Source organism: Melioribacter sp., assembly GCF_049325435.1.
GTDB lineage: Bacteria > Bacteroidota > Ignavibacteria > Ignavibacteriales > Melioribacteraceae > Melioribacter > Melioribacter roseus.
Window position 1 is genome coordinate 1 of the sequence record NZ_JBMOLD010000014.1, and the last position, 19204, is coordinate 19204.

General features: G+C 44.0%; 16 protein-coding genes. 6 read left to right on the forward strand and 10 right to left on the reverse strand.

What is annotated here, in order from left to right:
- Positions 1-661: 661 nt before the first annotated feature.
- A complete protein-coding gene (locus ACOYVE_RS11210) occupies positions 662-1024 on the reverse strand; it encodes a co-chaperone GroES (RefSeq protein WP_014855625.1) in 363 nt (120 codons plus the stop codon).
- 73 nt (positions 1025-1097) lie between these two features.
- On the opposite strand from ACOYVE_RS11210, the gene ACOYVE_RS11215 reads away from it, so the two are divergent.
- Positions 1098-1694 carry a class I SAM-dependent methyltransferase gene (locus ACOYVE_RS11215; RefSeq protein WP_014855626.1) on the forward strand — a complete coding sequence of 199 codons (597 nt, stop codon included), beginning with the start codon at positions 1098-1100 and terminating at the stop codon, positions 1692-1694.
- Positions 1695-1714: 20 nt separating this feature from the next.
- On the opposite strand, the gene trxB is transcribed toward ACOYVE_RS11215, so the two are convergent.
- Positions 1715-2653 (reverse strand): thioredoxin-disulfide reductase, encoded by a 939-nt coding sequence (gene trxB, locus ACOYVE_RS11220; protein ID WP_014855627.1) that lies wholly within the window; start codon positions 2651-2653, stop codon positions 1715-1717.
- A 22-nt stretch (positions 2654-2675) separates the two neighbouring features.
- A complete protein-coding gene (locus ACOYVE_RS11225; protein WP_014855628.1) occupies positions 2676-3026 on the reverse strand; it encodes a thioredoxin family protein in 351 nt (116 codons plus the stop codon).
- Positions 3027-3155: 129 nt separating this feature from the next.
- Here ACOYVE_RS11225 and nadB point away from each other — a divergent pair, with 129 nt between their 5' ends.
- The 5 genes from nadB (at position 3156) to ACOYVE_RS11250 (ending at position 8159) form a co-directional block, all read left to right on the forward strand.
- Entirely contained in the window at positions 3156-4721 is a 1566-nt protein-coding gene (nadB, locus tag ACOYVE_RS11230) for an L-aspartate oxidase (RefSeq protein ID WP_422881998.1), read from the forward strand.
- A gap of 2 nt (positions 4722-4723) precedes the next feature.
- Positions 4724-5578: a carboxylating nicotinate-nucleotide diphosphorylase gene (gene nadC, locus ACOYVE_RS11235; RefSeq protein ID WP_422882000.1), complete on the forward strand. Its 855-nt coding sequence runs from the start codon at positions 4724-4726 to the stop codon at positions 5576-5578.
- 2 nt (positions 5579-5580) lie between these two features.
- Positions 5581-6516 (forward strand): quinolinate synthase NadA, encoded by a 936-nt coding sequence (nadA, locus tag ACOYVE_RS11240; protein ID WP_422882002.1) that lies wholly within the window; start codon positions 5581-5583, stop codon positions 6514-6516.
- Between the two features lie 4 nt (positions 6517-6520).
- The gene (gene yjjX, locus ACOYVE_RS11245) at positions 6521-7063 is read left to right on the forward strand and encodes an inosine/xanthosine triphosphatase (RefSeq protein WP_014855632.1); all 543 of its coding nucleotides are present in this window, start codon (positions 6521-6523) and stop codon (positions 7061-7063) included.
- 61 nt (positions 7064-7124) lie between these two features.
- Positions 7125-8159 (forward strand): hypothetical protein, encoded by a 1035-nt coding sequence (locus ACOYVE_RS11250; protein WP_422882004.1) that lies wholly within the window; start codon positions 7125-7127, stop codon positions 8157-8159.
- Between the two features lie 44 nt (positions 8160-8203).
- On the opposite strand, the gene ACOYVE_RS11255 is transcribed toward ACOYVE_RS11250, so the two are convergent.
- The 7 genes from ACOYVE_RS11255 to ACOYVE_RS11285 all read right to left on the reverse strand — a co-directional run bounded on the left by ACOYVE_RS11255 (position 8204) and on the right by ACOYVE_RS11285 (position 19204).
- The gene (locus tag ACOYVE_RS11255) at positions 8204-9547 is read right to left on the reverse strand and encodes a uridine kinase family protein (RefSeq protein WP_014855634.1); all 1344 of its coding nucleotides are present in this window, start codon (positions 9545-9547) and stop codon (positions 8204-8206) included.
- A 31-nt stretch (positions 9548-9578) separates the two neighbouring features.
- The gene (locus tag ACOYVE_RS11260; protein WP_422882005.1) at positions 9579-10217 is read right to left on the reverse strand and encodes a SagB/ThcOx family dehydrogenase; all 639 of its coding nucleotides are present in this window, start codon (positions 10215-10217) and stop codon (positions 9579-9581) included.
- A gap of 83 nt (positions 10218-10300) precedes the next feature.
- A complete protein-coding gene (locus ACOYVE_RS11265; protein ID WP_014855636.1) occupies positions 10301-11296 on the reverse strand; it encodes an aldose 1-epimerase in 996 nt (331 codons plus the stop codon).
- 15 nt (positions 11297-11311) lie between these two features.
- Complete coding sequence (locus ACOYVE_RS11270) at positions 11312-13855, reverse strand: hypothetical protein (protein WP_422882007.1); 2544 nt, start codon at positions 13853-13855, stop codon at positions 11312-11314.
- Positions 13852-16077, reverse strand: coding sequence for a glycosyl hydrolase 53 family protein (locus ACOYVE_RS11275; protein WP_422882009.1), 2226 nt, complete (start codon positions 16075-16077; stop codon positions 13852-13854). The genes ACOYVE_RS11270 and ACOYVE_RS11275 overlap by 4 nt, the downstream gene beginning before the upstream one ends.
- A 1-nt stretch (position 16078) precedes the next feature.
- Positions 16079-18133 (reverse strand): T9SS type A sorting domain-containing protein, encoded by a 2055-nt coding sequence (locus ACOYVE_RS11280; protein WP_422882011.1) that lies wholly within the window; start codon positions 18131-18133, stop codon positions 16079-16081.
- A gap of 45 nt (positions 18134-18178) precedes the next feature.
- Positions 18179-19204 carry a PorV/PorQ family protein gene (locus tag ACOYVE_RS11285; RefSeq protein WP_014855640.1) on the reverse strand — a complete coding sequence of 342 codons (1026 nt, stop codon included), beginning with the start codon at positions 19202-19204 and terminating at the stop codon, positions 18179-18181.

Here is a 19204-nt window from a genome sequence, read left to right on the forward strand (position 1 = left end):
ACTCTCACTGTTTTCCTGAGGAAACTTAAGAAAACTTATTCAACATGTCAAAGAACTATATGGCTCTAAATCAAAATTGACATAACAATAGGTCAATTTTCTCTGTTGACTTTTAACGGAATAACTTGGCGAGATATACGGCTTAAATTGAGTTTGCTTCCCCCGCGTTCTGCGGGGTCGCAAAGACGTGGGCGCTTTCAGAGTTTGTTTTTTTCAGTAGCTGGCGCCGCATAATTTCTTTTCGCTATTTGTCATTACGAGCCACGCTCGCAGCGGGGCGAAGTAATCTCTACTGACATTAATTTGAGTTTACTTCCCGCATACCACTCGTCCACAAAGACCTACTCGATCCGTAATTTGTCATACAGACCCCGCCGCAGGTGGGGGAAGTATCTCACCTGTATTCATTTGAGTTTGCTTCGTCGTTCGCTTTGCTCGCTCCTCGCAAAGACGGAGGCGTGTGTTGTTCGGGTGTGCGGAAGTGCGGGCGTTAGAATCGCCGAAGTTCAATGTTCTTCTTTAAAAAGAGGCGCATATTATACGTCAAAACTATCGGCTATTGTATATCAACATATAACAAAGATTTTCTGATCACCAATCCCTGCTCCCTAATTACACAACGAACGTTGAACTCCAAAACCAAGAACGTTGAACCCCAAAACTACGCGAGCAAATCTTCGTCCCGGTAGAGAATTAAAATAGCCGCCTGAGGAACCACGACTAACTTTTCGCCGTCGATTTCGACTTCAACGGCTTCCTTTCTAAGAAAGACAGCATAGTCGCCCTCGCGCGCCTGCAGAGGAAAATATTTTATCGGCTTGCGCTCTTTCCAGGGTTCGTCGTCTTCCACCGGAACGCCCATCGGATAACCCGGACCGACTTTAATTACGTATCCGCCCTGCACTTTTTCTTTTTCGTGCACTCCGGGCGGCAAATAAAGACCGCTGTTGGTTTTCGAGGCGCTCTCTTCCGGCTTTATTAAAACGCGATCCCCGACAATTATTATTTTCGATGTGTCAATCAATTCGAATATTTTTTTATTTTAACCGTACAAAAATACCAAATAAACCGCTGTTCATCAATTACGGAGAATTAATATGAAAGATTTGTGGGACAAAAGATTTTCCTCTGACGAATATATTTACGGAATAGAGCCGAATGAATTTTTTAAAAGCCAACTGGACAAACTTACGCCGGGCAGACTATTATTACTGGGCGAAGGCGAAGGAAGAAACGCCGTTTATGCCGCAGCATTGGGATGGAAAGTAGATGCGGTCGACTTCAGCCAATCAGGAAAAATAAAAGCCGAACGGCTCGCAGCGGAAAAAAAAGTAACCATAAATTATATCGTTCACGATTTGAGCGATTATCAGCCCGAACCGGAGTCGTACGACGCCGCCGGACTCTTTTTCCTTCATCTAGAAGAAGATTTAAGAAAAGAAGTTCATAAAAAAGCAATCGACGCTTTGAAAAAAGGAGGCAGATTGATAATGGAAGCTTTTGAAAAGGAACAGTTGGAATACGATTCGGGAGGTCCGAAAAATTTATCGCTTCTCTATTCTCTGGAAGACATAGCGGAGGATTTTATCGATCTCGACTTCGAATATTTCGCCAAAGAAATTGTGGAACTCAACGAAGGCAAGGGCCACGGGGGAAAAGCCTCCGTAATACGTTTTACCGGAATCAAAGTTTGAACCGCTCAGGAATTGACCGGTTACGCTTTTGACTTTTTCAAGTTGTTTACATATTCGGCGGCGCTCAAAGCCGCGACCGTTCCGTCGCCTACGGCTGTGGTAACCTGACGAAATCTTTTGGCAATCGAGTCGCCCGCCGCAAATACGCCTTTTAAACTTGTCGACATATTTTTATCGACTACAATTTCGCCGTAATCGTTCAATTCGAGTATGCCTTTGAACATTTCCGTGTTCGGCGCGTAACCGATAAAAACAAATACTCCGTCAATTTCCATCTCGGTTAATTCGCCGGTGCGTTGATTTCTGATTTTAACTGCGGTTAACCTTTCGTCGCCTATAAATTCTTCGATTTTCGATTCCATTATAAAATTGATTTTGGGATTATTGCGCGCTTCCTCGACGTAATGTTCGAATGCCTGGAAATGGTCGAATTGATGCACGACTGTAACCGACGAAGCGTACTTTGTAAGCGCAACGGCTTCCTCCAGCGCGGAATTTCCGCCTCCTACAACGATAATTTTTTTATCCTGGAAAAAGTCGCCGTCGCACGTTGCGCAATACGAAATTCCCATTCCTTTGAATTTATCTTCTCCCGGAACGCCAAGAGTTCTCGAACGTCCTCCCGTTGCAATAATCAGCGCGTCGGAGGTATAAACTTCTCCGTTTGTAAGTTCGACGGATTTTATTTCGCCTTCGGGTTTAATGCTTTTTATTTTAATGTTCGATTTAATTTTGGCGCCGAATTTCAGTGCCTGATTTTTCATATTTCTGGCGAGTTGATAGCCGCTAATCGAGTCGACGCCCGGATAGTTGGCAATCTCGTGCGTCAACACCATTTGTCCGCCCACGGCTCCTTCATTCAGAATGAGAGTATTAACCTTGGCTCTCGACAAATAAATTCCGGCGGTCAGTCCCGCCGCACCCGCGCCTATTACAATAACTTCGAAATGATTTTCCATCCTGATGCTCCGGGAGAATTAATTAATTGTTTTTACCGAAATGCTCGTCGAGTATAGCGGTAATTTGATCTCTTGTTTGTATGCTGCTTGTAGCTTTAACTACTTTTCCGTTTTTATAGTAAACCACGAACGGCAGACCGGCAAAGTTTCTGCATTCGGGTAAATCTCTTATAACGCTTGCGTCGGGAAGGTCGAATTCCATATCGGCAAATTTCACGTGCGGATATTCGTTTTCGAGTTCTTCCATCGCTTCATAAACCGGAATACACATCGGACCCATTCGTCCGCAGCATATCATAACGTTTTCGTTTTCCTGCAACAATTTCGAATGTTCGTCTTTCGAAAGAACATGTGTGAGATTTGTGTGAAGCATGATATTCCTCTAATAATTTATTAATTTGTACAGCTAATCTGATGATTTTTTTTTCGAAAGGATTCAAACCGGTGATTTTATAATTATTCATCTATAGATTTGTATTCCGTTTTTTAATCTTAACATAAAATGAAAAATAATTACGACTTCATAATTGTAGGCGCCGGACTTGCCGGACTCTATTCCGCTTTAAAAGCCTCCGAACACGGCAAGGTTGCGATTTTGACTAAAACCACTATCGAAATCAGCAACTCTTATCTTGCGCAGGGCGGAATTGCGGCGGCTTTAAGCGAAGACGACTCGCCCGAACTTCATTTTGAAGACACATTAAAAGCAGGAGCGGGGCTTTGCAACGAAAAAGCGGTTGAAATATTGGTCAACGAAGGCATCGACCGCGTTAAAGAATTGATTTCGATGGGAATGAACTTCGACGCGGAAAACGGAAAACTCAGCTACGGTCTCGAAGGCGGGCATTCGCGCAAAAGAGTTCTCCACGCCGGGGGCGATGCAACCGGTAAAGAGGTGGTAAATTTTATACTCAACTTTATTTATAATAACAGTAATATTACGATTCTAGAAAACGCTCTCGTTTATAAACTTCATATTGTCGACGGCGAATGCCGGGGAGTTTTTGCATATAATCACCTCGACAAAAAAAATTTTTATCTTGGCGGCAGGTCGATAATTCTTGCCACGGGAGGATTTTCGGCGGCTTATTCGTTTTCAACCAATCCGCACACCTCCACTGGCGAAGGCATCAATCTGGCATTCGAAGCGGGCGCGGAAATCGAAAGTATGGAATTCGTACAGTTTCATCCCACTTCGTTTTATACCGGCAGCGAAGAGACTTTTTTGATAAGCGAAGCGGTAAGAGGCGAAGGCGCCTATATTGTCAATCACGAAGGCATTCGTTTTTTACAGGACGTCGACAAGTCCGAACTCGCCACCAGAGATGTCGTTTCCGAAGCAATTTATGAAGAATTAAAAAGATCGAGAAAAAAGAACGTTTTTTTGGTGATGAATCATCTCGACCCAAATAAAATCAAAAAAAGATTTTCGCACATTTACAACGAAGCTTTGAAATACGGCATAGACATTACGAAAGACCCCGTGCCGATAGCGCCGGCGGCGCATTATACTATCGGCGGAATAAAAACCGACGTCAACGGCAGGACAACTATAAATCGACTTTATGCGGTCGGCGAAACAGCTTCGACCGGAGTTCACGGCGCAAACAGACTTGCCAGCAATTCGCTTCTGGAATGCCTCGTCTTCGGAAAACGCGCCGTTGATTACGCGGTTCAAAACGACAAAGAATCAACGGATAATCCCCCGCCCGAAATTATCGACTTTGGGATCGACGAAAATAAATCCGATTTATTTATCGACATAAAAAACAGAATTGCAGAATTGTTGTGGAATAATGCGGGGATACTTCGCTCCAGAGCAATATTAAATTCCGCATTAAAAGAAATTTCAAAAATCGGAAACGAATACGATAGCGACCCCCGGGAATATTATAACAGCAGAATTGCCGGCCTGCTAAATATTGCGGGCATGATTGTAAATGCCGCATTATTAAGAGAAGAGAGCAGAGGCTGCCACAGAAGGTCGGATTTTCCGAATCCGAACGACAAATTCAAAGTTACAATTGTTCATAAAAAAGCATCAGAACCCGAATTAAGGAAACTTTAGAAATGAAAAAACCCGACAGAAAAAGCGTCGATCGGATTATTCAAACCGCTCTAAATGAGGATATCGGCAAAGGCGACGTAACAACAAACGCCATTATACCTCCGCATCAAAAAGGCACGGCGGCTATCTATGCGAAAGAATCCGGGGTAATTGCCGGTCTGTTCGTTGCAAAAGACGTTTTCAAAAAACTCGACGGAAATTCAAAGTGGAAAAATTTAATCGCCGAAGGCGAAGAGGTAAAAAAAGGACAAAAAGTTGCCGAGGTTACGGGCAATCTGCGGGCATTGCTTTCGGGCGAGAGAACGGCTTTGAATTTCCTTCAACGGATTTCGGGAATCGCTACCGCTGCGCGTAAATTTATTGAAACCGTCGCCGATACTAACGTAAAGATACTGGACACCAGAAAGACCGTTCCCGGACTTAGACTGCTCGACAAATACGGAGTGTATGCGGGCGGAGGAACAAATCATCGTTTCGGACTTTATGATATGGTGCTGATTAAAGACAACCATATTGAAGCCGCCGGCGGCATTAAAAACGCCGTTAACCGCGTCAGAAAAAAATACGGCAAAAAATATAAAGTTGAAGTAGAAACGACTAATTTAATGGAAGTGCGGGAAGCTCTCGACGCCGGAGCCGATATTATAATGCTCGACAATATGACAATTTCTCAAATGAAAAAAGCGGTTAAACTGATAAACGGGAAATGCAAAACCGAAGCTTCGGGCAATGTCGATTTAAAGCGTATAAAAAAAATAGCGACTGCGGGCGTCGATTTTATCTCCGTCGGATCGCTTACGCACTCGGTTAAAGCGCTCGACCTCAGTATGAAAATATCAAACAAAAAACAGGCTTGAAAATGAACGATATTATAAATGAAATTAACAGATTGAAAAAGGAAAAGAACGCAGTAATACTCGCTCACAATTATCAAATACCCGAGATACAGGACATAGCGGATTTTGTGGGCGATTCACTCGGGCTGTCGCAGCAGGCGGCAAAAACAGACGCCGACGTAATCGTATTTTGCGGCGTTCACTTTATGGCGGAAACAGCCTCGATTATATCACCCGATAAAAAAGTTTTGATTCCCGATCCGGAAGCCGGCTGCTCGCTTGCCTCTACTATCGACGCAGAACAGTTGAGAGCCTGGAAAAAAGAGCATCCCGGCGCAGTCGTTGTTTCTTATGTAAATACAACCGCGGAAGTCAAAGCCGAGAGCGATTACTGCGTAACGTCGTCGAATGCGGTCAAGGTCGTCGAATCGATACCGAAAGAGAAAAAAATACTCTTTCTGCCCGACCGTTTTTTGGGAATGTACGTAAGCGCAGTTACCGGCAGAAATATGGAAATCTGGAACGGAGCCTGCCACGTTCATGAAAAAATAGGCGACATAAATTTCGACGACGCGCGCGCCAAACATCCGAACGCCGAATTTTTGATTCATCCCGAATGCGGATGTTCTACGTCGTGTATGCTGAAATCCCAACTCTATTTCGATTGTAAAAACATTCATATATTTTCTACCGAAGGCATGATTAATTATGTTAAAGAAAGCGACGCCGACGAGTTTGTTATCGCAACCGAAGTCGGAATCCTCCACCGATTGAAAAAAATCAAGCCGCAATCGAATTACTTCCCCGTAAGCGACGAATCGGTTTGCGAATACATGAAAATGATAACGCTCGAGAAATTATACGAGTCGCTCCTCCACGAAAAATACGAAGTCAAAGTGCCCGAGGAGATTGCGCAAAAAGCGAGAATACCAATCGACAGAATGTTATCAATAGTTTAAGAAAATGAAAATCATCGTAGGCTCAAAAAATCCGGTTAAAATCGAAGCGGCGCGCGAAGTCTTTTCGATATACTTCGACAACCCGGAAGTCGAATCGTACAACGCTCCTTCGGGCGTTAATGCGCAGCCGGTAGGCGACGAAACTTTTCGCGGCGCTTTCAACCGCGCGTTTCATCTTTTTAGTTTGTTTAACGACAAGTCAGGCAAAGCCGATTTTTATGTGGGAATCGAAGGCGGAATAACAAAACTGTACGACAAATGGTTTGCGTTCGGCTGTATGTGTATTCTCGATTCAAAGAAAAGAGATTCTTACGGACTCTCTCCTTTTTTCGAACTGCCGGATTCAATCACGCAAAAACTTCTCGACGGCGTCGAGCTCGGAACTGTTATGGACGAATTGACGAAGCGTGAAAACACCAAACAAAAAGAAGGCGCAATCGGATTTTTCACCCGGGGAGTTATGAACAGAAAAGAATTATACGTCGAAGGGCTGAAGACCGCCATTATACCCTTTTTGCACGAAGAACTTTTTTTCCAAAACAAGTAACTTTTCACGCCTCTTACGAGTCTAAACAATCGCTTACTAAAAACTTTTTAACGGTAGAATTATGAAAAAGTCGATTTTCATTTTTATTCTTTTGTCGTTCGTTACAGTCCTTGCCCAGGAAGAAAACGACACAAGCTACTGCGACCATCAAGCTCTCAACATCGGTTTTAGCAAAAGCGGCGTCAGCTTCGGAAATTCGAAGCATTGGAACGGAGTACGATTTAATACGTCGGACTGCGATTTGGGTACAATTAACGGATTGAATTTTACATTCTGGAAACCCGGCGAGAGTATTACCGGAACCGTCAACGGTATTTCAATAGGATTGGCTCCCGCCGCATCGAAATTAAACGGTATAACATTCGGACTTGCCGCCGCGGTGGCGGAAGAAGGTTTGAGGGGAATTAATTTGAGCGGCATTGCGGTAGCGTCAAACGGTTATATTGAAGGCATTAATTTCGGCGGAATTGCGCTGGCGGCAAACGGCAGCATTACCGGAGTCAATATCGGCGGACTTGCTGCGGTTTCCAACGGTAATTTGAAAGGACTCAACTTTGCGTTGCTTGCGCTCGTAAGTCAAAGCGAAATAACGGGCATAAACTTCGGCGGGCTTGCAATGGTCTCGCAGGAAGAGATGCGGGGTCTCAATATCGGAGGATTGGCGCTCGTATCCCAGGAATCGATTAAAGGAATCTCCGTTTCCGCGTTGGCTCTCGTTTCCCAGGAGAATATTACGGGATTAAATTTCGGCGGCGTGGCTATTGTAAGCCAGGGATCTATCTGCGGACTCAATCAATCGCTCCTGGCAATAGTAAGCAAAGAAAACATAACGGGAATGAATATAGTTGGATATAAAACCGAAGCCGAAACGTTTACTGGTTTGAACGTTTCGCCGGGCTGGCTCGACGTCAATAATCTCAAGGGGGTTTCAATTGCGGCGTACAACAAAGTTTATGACCGACAGAACGGCTTGACTATCGGCATTTTTAACGTTGCGGAAAATCTAAACGGCGCGCAGATCGGTTTAATCAATATTGCCAAAAACAATTCGGTCTGGACGAAAGTTCTGCCTTTGATTAATATGCATTTCGACTGAAAAAAAACCGGAAGCAGTTGCGTCTGCTTCCGGTTTGATAAAATCTAATGGTAATTGAGAGCGCTTCCGCCTATAAATTCTCTCAAAACAGAATCGCCCGGAATTGGAGAATCGTCTTCGACCGGTTCGATTGCTTCGAGCATTTTTCTTACGCGGGAAGCGCGTTCGTAAGCGTCGACGCGCAACGGGTCTCCCTCGTATTTCTTTTCCCATTCCCGGAAATTATCGAGAAGTTTGGGACGATACAAAGGCACCTCGTACGGCATTGACGTATTAACGATATAATCGGCGGTATTGCAATACGGCAAAATGTTTCTTTTTTCGGAAGAGCGTACGTAATGCCAGTGCAAAAGAGTTTGTTCGGGATTATAAGCGCGATGCACGGAATCTCTCAGCATTCTTCTTATTAATCTCAGGTCTGTCCATCGAATATATTTACCGTCGGGCATTTTCATCTGAAGCAGCGGCTCGAGATACAATTTGAACTTCTGAGAAGCCGGAATTCCTTTTGCAAATTCCGGATAAAGTCCGTGCAAACTGTCGATTAACAGCACTTCGTCTTTTTCAATTTTGATCGGCGTTCTGTCGAGATATCGTTTGCCTTCTTTAAAATCATAATACGGAATTTTCACTTCCTGGCCTTCGGCTAGCTTTATTAAATGTTCGTTGATCATTTCGAGATCGAGCGCCTGGGGAGTTTCGAAATCATAGTCTCCGAATTCGTCTTTCGGATGCAATTCCAGATCAAAGAAATAATTGTCGACAATAAGAGGGACGAACTTCATTCCCATTCTGTTAAGGCGCTGCTCGAGCTTAAGCGTAGTAGTCGTTTTTCCCGAAGAAGAAGGTCCGCTTACAAAAACCATTTTGAGTTCGGCGCTTCTTTCCTTAATCATTTCGGCGGCTGTATCGAGCTGGGTCTCGTAAGCGGTTTCAGCTTCGTGTACTATATGAGGAAACTCTCCGTTGCGGATTCTTTCGTTCGCCGCTTCGACAGTATGAAGATTGTGCGAAACCGCCCAGTCGAGCGAGCGCCATACTTTAGCCCACGGTATAAACTCGGATGGTTTTGAAAAATGCTTGGAGTCGGCGCGTCGTCTTCTTGCCGCTTCTTCCCTGTATAAAATAAATTCCTTTGCTACTTTTGCGTGCCCGTTTTCAATCAAAACTTTTTCCACTATATCCTGGATTTCTTCGACGTGCGGCTTATAGCCTTCTTCGAATTTTTCTTCCATTACTTTTACAACTTCTTTCGCAAGGAATTGAGCTCTTTCTTTATCCCTGCCGCCTACGGCGACTGCCGCTCTGTAAATTACATTTGCAATTCTGTCGGGATTAAACGGAACGACGGCTCCGCTTCTTTTAATCACATATTTGAATTTGCTCATGCAAACCTCATTTCTTTTTAATGCAAAAATACTATTTCTTCGGATATCCAACCGTCTGCGAAAGAATTATTTTCTGTTCCGGTTTGAGTTTCAAAAGCGAACTCAATTTATCTCTTTCAATCAGTCCCCTTACCACAACGGCGAGGCCTTCCGAAGCGCAATAAAGATAAACATTCTGAGCTATAAAACCGCAGTCGGCGGACGTAAACATCAGTTTCATTTCTTCGTCTTCAATACGGCTCATTTTGGAAAAATCCGATACGTATACAAGATTCAGCGGAGCGACCGATACGAAATCCTGTACGCCGCAGTAACCGCGATAATCGCCTTTTAATATTTTCATCAATGCATGAGTTTCGGGGTCGTAAGCATAAACTCCATTTTTGTCAAAAAGATAGATTGTATATTCCCGCCAGTTCATAGCGGAGGGGGCCGTGCGTTTTCCGCTTTCCGGTCGGTTAATTCCGTAAGCCGCCCATAAGAGATTCGATACCTGCCGCATCGAAAGTGAAAGTGTGTCGAAATTCCTGTTGGACGAGCGTTTTTGCAGTGCGGTCATTAAAGGAGCGCCGCCATTCGTGTCGGGTTCGGGCAGTTTAATCGCGCCGTTTTCCTGCCCGGTTGTTATGCCGACAAAAAATAACAAAAAAACCACAAGCATACTTTTCATAGTTTCCCCGTTTTTTTTACAAATATAACATATATATCTTCAGGGAAAAAGCAAGTATGATTTTGGTTCTAAAATTGGCGATATTAAAAAGCGGATATTCCGAAAGAGGTATCGAATGATTGCCCCGGCTCCAGAATAATCAAGCCTTCGCCGTTATTAAAAGCATTTACGTTGGAAGTCATCGGTTCGATTGCAATTGTTTTTCTGTCCGGCGGCGTATAAATGACAAGATAATTATATTTTGCATTTCCCGCTTCTTGCCAGATTTTAAGATGCAAATTCTCATTTTCATTAATAAGGAATGTATTCACAAAGCCGTTCTCCGGAATCAAAGTAAAACAATTATCCAAAAAAGTATCGCCCAAATTTTTCAGCGCTCTGAACTCGCCGTACTTAATACGAGAAGCAGGAATTCTGTTTTCGTCGGTCAAGATCATTTCGTCCGAGTCAAGCTGGAGTTTTAGATTGTCGATTTTTTCATTCAGGTCGAAATAAGGATGCCAGCCGTCCGCCACAGGTATTCCGGTATCAGATAAATTTTCAATCTTTGTTACGCACGAATACCCTTTTCCCTTTTCGATTCGATGAGCGATCGTGATATTGAAATCGAACGGATAACCTTCGTTTTCTTTCCTGTACTCGTATTCGAGAATAATTTCCGCCGTATCTTCCCCGTTCTTCATCTCTACAATGTTGAAGGGTTTATCGAAGAGCAATCCGTGCGAAGAGTTGCCTTCTTCCGGGTAATTGACGGGCAGTTGGTATTCGTTTCCGTTGAAAACATATTTGCCACGATCGACTCTTCCGACATAAGGACACATTTTCGCATTGGTGAATAAATCGTCGCGGCTTTCGATTGAAGAGGGGTTGAAACGGCGCAACACCTGATAAACTTTTTTACCGTTCGAAAGATAGAGTTCATATAACCTGCCTCCCAATTCGGGGATAACGGAAAAGCCTTCCCGGCTCGAATTATTAACAACCGTACAAATCGACAACGAAGTTCCGTTTTTCCTTCCGGACGGTAAATTAGACTGAGGAATTTCTTCCCGACCGATACTAAAGTTGTTTTTACTCATAACAATAGACCGTATTTATTTTGTTAATAATATCTTTCCGATGCTGAATTGTCGTACGCCCGCCGACCCGGGTTCGTTTACGACCTGAAGGAAGGCCAAATTTTTGAGATTCTCTTTTAAGGATTTTGATGTGTTTATACTTTTCCTTTTGCGAGGCAAAAAACGCGGATACGAATTGGGCAAAAGCAATGCTTCCGATAATTTGAATTCCGAAAGCGGAATTTTATATTCATTCTTTTCGAGAGTCAATACTATTTCTTTTGAATAGACCGCTCCGTCGTTTGTAAGCAGGTTCACTTTTATTGTATCTCCAGTAGCGTCTCCTGCGCTTCCGTAAAGCGTCATATATTCATAGTCGATCGAATCATTCGTATATTGTTCGATGCCGTTCTGGAAGCCGAAGCCGCCGGAAGGATTATCCGTATAGGTAACATTAATGTTCAAAGAGGTAAATGAAACTCCGGTCTTATAATCGAGCGAGTACCTCATATCTCTGGAAAAATGCGGGAAGACCAAATCTTTACGATCCCGCAAAGGGTCGAACAAAACCGAAATGTTCGTATCGGTAATATCAAGCCTCCAGATATTTGCGGGATCGAAATCCCAATCTTCCGGAGTTAGCGCGCCTCCGCCGGGGAAGACGCTCTTTCCATCGTCTGTTGTAATCACGACGCAATATTCAATCAATCCCGGACGGAATAAATTGTCTTTTTTTGAGAGACGGTATTCGTACGCCGAAATTTTTTCCAACTCGAATTTCTGAAATCCCCGCCACCAGAGTCTGCGCGCATACAGATCCGCGTCTATTATCTTTTTTTCCGACGCTACCGTAAATATAAATTCGGGAGCGTTCGCGGCGTTTAATACGGATTCAGTGCGGTTATAAACATCTACTTTGCCTTTTCCATGTTCCGGCAAAAACAGTCCCCCGAGGAAGTTGTCTGCGCCGGACAAATGAGCGGACAGCATTTCTTTCGTTATCGAATTATCCGACAACAAATAGACCCCGGGTTCAACGACAAAGCTTTGCGCGCTGTCGGGAAGCTTGTAATTTCCGTCGTATGAATAGAGTTTAATTTTTTCTCCGAACAGAGAGGCATTAAATTTTATTTCGTGTTTTTTGAAGTAGAGCCGCGCCGCTTCTCTATTAAGACTTGTTTGTTCGAAGGGGTCTTTTATCCAAACAGCGTCGGGATAAACCTCGAGTTTCCACAAACCGCTGTCAATTTTATCTAGAAAATAAGCTCCCGTGCCTTCGTAATCAACCAATGGCGATTTGCCCACTCCGGCAATATGTTTTAATTTTTCCTGCGACGCGGGATAAATATCAGTACTGTTGGAATAATAAAACGCAGTGTCGCAATTCATCAATGCAAGGTCGGCTTTACGATCGATCAGGAAGACGCCGAATTTATTATTTGCCGGATATCTGCCGAACGATTTTTTATGAGGCAATAACTCGAACGCCCTGGCTGCAATCATCATTCCGATGGCTTTATTGGGCGTGTACAAAAGATTAATAAAATGCGTTTGATATTCGGTATTGCTCCATGCGATTTGGGCGGGGTCGTAACTGAATACGGCGGCAAACTGCATTCCGGCTTCTCTGAAACTGCGCGCCATGGCAAGGTACATATACGAATAGCCGATATCAGCGGCGTCGAATTCATAAACCATTTTTGCTTTTCGATCGAACCCTTCGATTGATTCCGACGGTATTTTATATTCGTCTACGTTAAAAAGATAATTCCCTTTTAACATTTTATTGTGAACAAGTCCGGTCGGATACCATTGAAAAGAAACGCCTTCGGCTTTCGAATTGCATACAGCCTGAGCCTGTAGGTCGCTCCAGTTTTCGCTAATGTTATAAAATATCGGCTTGGCAAAACCCTCGCTTCTCAGAACGTGATACATTTCATCGATATATTGAGTAACCACTTCGGGATCGTCGGGATGATGCGGTTCGTTTACTATTTCTACGGCAATTATCGACGGTTCGTCTTTATATGAGATTCCGGTATATCTGTTTATGTGATTAATAACCTGTTTAAGATAATTTCTTTGAGCGGCTCTCGCATTTGGATTTGTCAACAACTCCACTTTCGAATAGACTTGAGAAAAACCCGGCGTTTCCACGTCCGGCATCGGCCACCTTGTGCCCCACCACGCTATCGGAGTCAATATGATTTTAATGCCGTTTTCTTTTAATTTCATCAAAAGATAATCGAACAATTCCATATGCTCGTTTTCCAGGAGATTGCCTTCTCTGTCGGAAATTTCCCTGTCCCACATATGAATTCGATAAGCCTTGACGCCCAGACGCACAAGGTGTTTAACGTCGAGATCAATTGCGCTTTTTATATCGAGTCCGAGGTCTTTAAGCGCTTTATACGAAAACGCAAACGGCGCGGTATAGTTAACGCCGAACAACCGTACTTCCGAACGACTGTCGTTCCAGCGCAGAGCGCCTTTATCATCAACATACACGCCGCCGTCTTGGGAATAGTGACTATTAAACGCTCCTGTCAACAGAAGTAAAACAAGAATGTATTTTTTCATTTTAAAAGCGTCAGTTTTTTTGTAATGGTTTTGTTGTCCGCTGTGAGTTTTAGAAAATAAACTCCCGAAGAAACCCGGTTGCCGTAATTATCGTCGCCGTACCAAACAACGCTGTAACGCCCGGGCGGTTTCGAATTTTCTTCAAAAGATTTTATTAATTCTCCGTAGACGTTGTAAATATCTATATTAACATCGACGCCGCGCGAAAGCGAATATTCAATCGTAGTAGAGGGATTGAACGGATTGGGATAATTTTGATAGAGTACGATATCTTTGGGTATTTCGTTATTTTCGTTATTCAACCCGGTAATCGTTTTATTGTCGTTAAAGAATTTCCAATGGAGCGTGGTGTCGTTTTCGGGGAAATAAAAAAATCTGTCGTCGACGCCCGATTCCCAGCCGCCGAAAGAACTTCCATCCACATAAAATTTATAATTGATTTTTCTGCCCTTTTCAATCTTGTCTTTAGGAAAATAAATTACTCCCGAATAAAACGGGGCTTCGTCCGCGCTGTAGATTTCGCGTTCAAGCTCGAGTTTGTTGACGTTCCATGAAAGAACTCCCCCGGATTGAACGGAATCGCCCCTTACCGCGACAGTTTGATTTTTGTTCGGATCGAATAGATTGTTTTTTACCAACCCGGCAAGATTAACGCGAAACATCACTCCGACGGAATCTTCTATATGCTCCACGGGATTGTAATATTGATCTGTCCATTCCGGAGTGGAATTAAAATATTGAACCGGCAAAACAGTGTCGTTGCCGCCGGCAATAAAAAGCCTTATATTTCTGCCGCTTCCGTCGTAAGCCGATACGGGTCCTTCAAAGCCTGCGCGCAAACGCGTCGGTTTTGCGAGCATGTGACCTGTCCAGATTTTGAATTCGAGAGTGTCGTCCTCATAAATCTGGAAAGTCGTCCGCCAATAGTCGCCGTCGATGTTTTTCAATATCAATTCTGATTGACTGTCCCACGAAATTCTCTTTCCGTCGGGAAGAAGACTCGAACTTTTGCCTTTTACTTCCCCGCGCAACTGAACAATTCCGTTTGTTTTCAAAGTATCTGCCAGCGTTGATGTGTTAACGGTAACGGTAACATTAACCACGGGCAAATCTTCCTCGGGTAAAAACGCATTAATCGACTCAAGAGCTTCGGCTTCCAGGTTGGAGTTTGTAAATCCGAAGACAGTAAGATTTTCCCATGACGAGCCGATAGGCGGCACAGAGATATAAGCAGGTTCCCAGTAAAAAAATCCGGTAGCTTTGCCGTTGCGAGTTTCTTTGATAATTTTCTTGAGGAAAATTAAAAAGTCTTTCTGACCTCTCGGCGTGGCAGGGAAGCCCTTCAGCAAACTTTTATCAGGACCGAATATATTTCCATGTCCGTCATTTTGATATTGAAGCGTCCACGGATATGCCGTTTCGGCGACAATAATCTCTTTCTTGAATCTGGCGGCAAGATCGTTAAGATTATACTCAAGTTGTTCCAGAGAGCCGTGCCACCAGGGATAAAACGAAAGTCCGATTACGTCGTATTCCACATTGTGTTTGTTTAACTGGTTGTAGAAATAAACCGAAGCGCTGTTGTTTCCGCCTTGATCTATATGAATCATTATTTTAATGTGAGACGAGTCGACGTCTTTAACGGCTCGTATTCCTTCTTTCAGAAGGTCGGTAAATTTAATCCATTGAGCAGCTTCGTTAAGTCCGTCGCCGTATAGCTTGCCGTCGGGCCAGAGCATTCCGCCCGTAATTTCATTTCCAATCTGCACCATATCGGGCAGAGCATTTTGGTTTTTAAGCGAGTTCAATACAAATTTAGTATACTCGTAAACGCTGTCTTTCAGACTTTCAAAAGACAGATTTTGCCAGGCGGCAGGTTTGTTCTGTTTTCCGGGATCAGCCCACCAATCAGAGTAATGGAAATCGAGCAAAAATTTAAATCCCGCAGCTTTTATTCTTTTGGCAAATTCGAGCGTCTTTTCGAGTCCGCAGTAACCGTCGGAAGGAGTATGCCACAATCTGAGTCGAACGTAATTAACTCCTTTTTCTTTCAGGATATCGAGCAGGTCTCTCGTCTCGCCGTTTAATTTAAATTTCCCGCCGAGATCTTCAATTTGGGGAGTGAACGAAATGTCCACTCCCCTTATAAATTCATTCTCGTTTTGTGCAAAAAGAATAACAGAAATAAAGAACACAAAAGATAGCTTCAGGAAAAATTTCATATTATCTTACCAACATCATCTTCTTAACCTGATTGAATTTGCCCGCGGATATTTTGAGTAAATAGATGCCTGAAGCCACATTCTGTCCGAATTCGTTCTTCGAATTCCAGGCAATACTGTGCCTGCCCGCTGTTTGTTGACCGTCGAACAAAGTAACGACTTTTTGTCCGAGAATGTTGAAGATTTCCAGTTTAACGCGCTCGGGTTGCGGAAGCGCATATGTAATAACGGTAGTCGGATTAAACGGATTCGGATAATTCTGGTATAATTCGTAAGAAGTGGGAAGTTCTTCCGTTTCTTTAATATCCGTAACCGGACCGAGGTCGGGATGTTCTTCTACCGTTAAATTCGAAGGCATCCATTCCATTTGAGCCAGTTCGAATGTGCTGGGCCATACAACCGGATTGACGCTTGTCGGGAGGATATATTGATAATATCTTCTTCCTTTCTGAACGCCTCCTCCGTTCCAGATTTCCCCCTGCGGCGAAGTATAAACAATTCGATAACATACCTGATAAAACGTGGGCGGAGTTAAATCAATCTCGCCGGTATAAATCATATCGCCGTCGGTGTCTTCGAGCATTATACGGTTGTCGGCGCCGTACATAGTCAGTCCCTGCGTAATGGGAATAAGAGAACCGTCAAATTGAATATAAGCCGTATCAATTCCAGGACGGAAGAGCGGGTTCGTCGGATTCGTATTTACATCGGTAGCCGGCGTCATATCGATCTTAAAGATTAATTTAAGCGGTGTCATAATTACGCCGTTGGGATGGATGCTGTTGAAGAATTGATATTCGGCTCCGAAATCGCCCGGCACAATCTGTTCGGTTTGATCGGTGTAAGTATATTTTCTGTCTGCTCCTCCGGTAACGCCGGGCTCCTCCCAACCGTTATCCAACGTTAAACCCGGAATATAGTTAGGACTTGCCGTGTCTACTCTGGAGGAATCCCATGCTATATAATATTTATAGCTCAACACTTCATTCGGATAAAGAGTGAACGGTTCGAGTAAATTCCACTCTTCCAAGTCCGAATTGTAAGTCATTTTCAACACAGTCGGATCAGTATCGAAATCGAACGGATCGGCAGCCCATCCTTTCGGACCCGTGACGCCGACTTTATCGCCCAAGGCTCTGTTGAAAAGTCCCGCTCTTTCGAGAGCGTCGAGTCTTAACCGGAAGAGGACATTTGCCGTAACTTTTTCGCCTTGAGGTTTAATATCGTTGAAGTAGTACCAATGGATTGTGGTATCGTTTGAATTATTAATCAAATTTTCGGAAAAAGTAAACCACCGGTTGTCCGTGCTTTCCCAGGTTTCCGGCGTGACAATCACAAATTTGAACTGTTGAGTTGTGCCGGGAGCAACGTCGGACTTTGCTACATAAGCCGTCCCCGACCAAAAGCTTCCGCCGTTTACGCTATTGACTTCTCTGTTTAAAGTACAAATTTTAATCCACGGATTATCCGTGCCGAGAGGAGCTCCTCCTCTAACTTCGACAACCTGTGTTTCCGGGTCGAAATTAGCCCCGCCCATATTCACACGGAAATAGATTGCTATCGAATCTTCTTTTATTTCGTACGGACGCCAGAATTGATCAACTTCGTCTTCCCACCCGTTAAAGAATTCAACGGGAAGCGTGGTATCGCTTGCGCCGACTACAAGTCCTCTATTGCCGCCGGCGTCGATATCGGCTTTAATCGGGCCTTCCCATCCCGACCAGTGAAAAGTGGGATTTTCAAGATCGAAATAGGTGACGAATTTATACTTTATAACGTCGCCGGGCTTTGCCTTAAATTCGGCTTCCCAGTAGTCCCCGCCTACGTTTACAGCTTGAATGCCGGTTGTATTGTCCCACGCAATAGCGGGTTCGGTGCCGAGCTGCGATTCGCCGCAGACCAGCACCATGTGATTTGGTCCCAGTGTATCGAGACATGTGGAAGTGTTTATCCTTAGCTTTACATTAACTGTTTGCGCATAAATGTTTCCGGCGAACAAAAACGCCAACAGCGCAAACGCAAATAAAGAAACAGATTTGGTAAATTTGTTGCTCATAGCCTCTCCATGATTATTGTTAAATATTCTCCTTTTTCCTAGAGATTAGAACTTTATTATTACGGAAAACCTGTTTGTATTTCCGAGATGTTTCATCGCCTGATATGCATAATCGGTTGTAATCAAGACGCTATCCCATAAATTTATGTTTGCAACGCTAATACCGAAAGACAATCCGAATTCATTATTGTCGAGGAACAAATCTCTGTAGCCGGCGCGTATTTGAAGCTTTTCGTTGAGGAATGCGGCTTCAGCTCCGAGGTTTACGCTTTGCGCATTATCATTCGGATTGACGCCGTCGGCAGCCAATGTTAATCTGAAATCTTCCGTATCAAAAACTTCTCCGGATAATCCGATTCTCATTATCAACGGCAAATCGAACTCGTCGGTATTCAGTTTACCGACGATGCTTTGATTATTCCCTTCCTGGTCGGGAGCAATATCCACGCGTACGTTTAAATCTTCCCCGAACATTCTCATCTTAGTGCCGAAATTGGAAATGACGGCGGCAAGTCTTATTCCCGCAAAGGGCGTTTCGTAAATCGTGCCGATATCGAAAGCGATTCCAGTGGCCGACGAGTTATAAATGGTTTCCTGGATATATTTGAAAGTGCCGCCGATAGAAAAACGGTCTGTTAGATATCTGCTATATGTAACGCCGACCGCAAAACTCGAAGCTGTAAAAGTTTCGCCGGTGCCCATTGGAGCCGCCGGAGTTGTAACGTCCATTTCGTCGGTTTGAAGGATTGTAGCGCTGAGGCCGAGAGTTCCGAAATTACCCAGCGGGAGAACGATGCCGGCAAAATCGAAATTGATTCCGGGCAGCCACGGAGAATGGTCTATAATGAGCGAGTTTTTATCGAGCGTAGCGATAACCGAAGGATTCCAGTAGAGAGCCGAGGGGTCGCCCGCCATCGAAACAAAAGCGCTTCCGAATCCCGCGGCTCGCGCGCCGACGGGAATTCTCAAAAATGTGGCGGCTGCCGTTCCTATTTTATTGACGCCTTCCGCATAGGAAAGGGCGCTAAATCCGGATATAATCAATACAAAAAGTATAATCTTCTTTTTCAT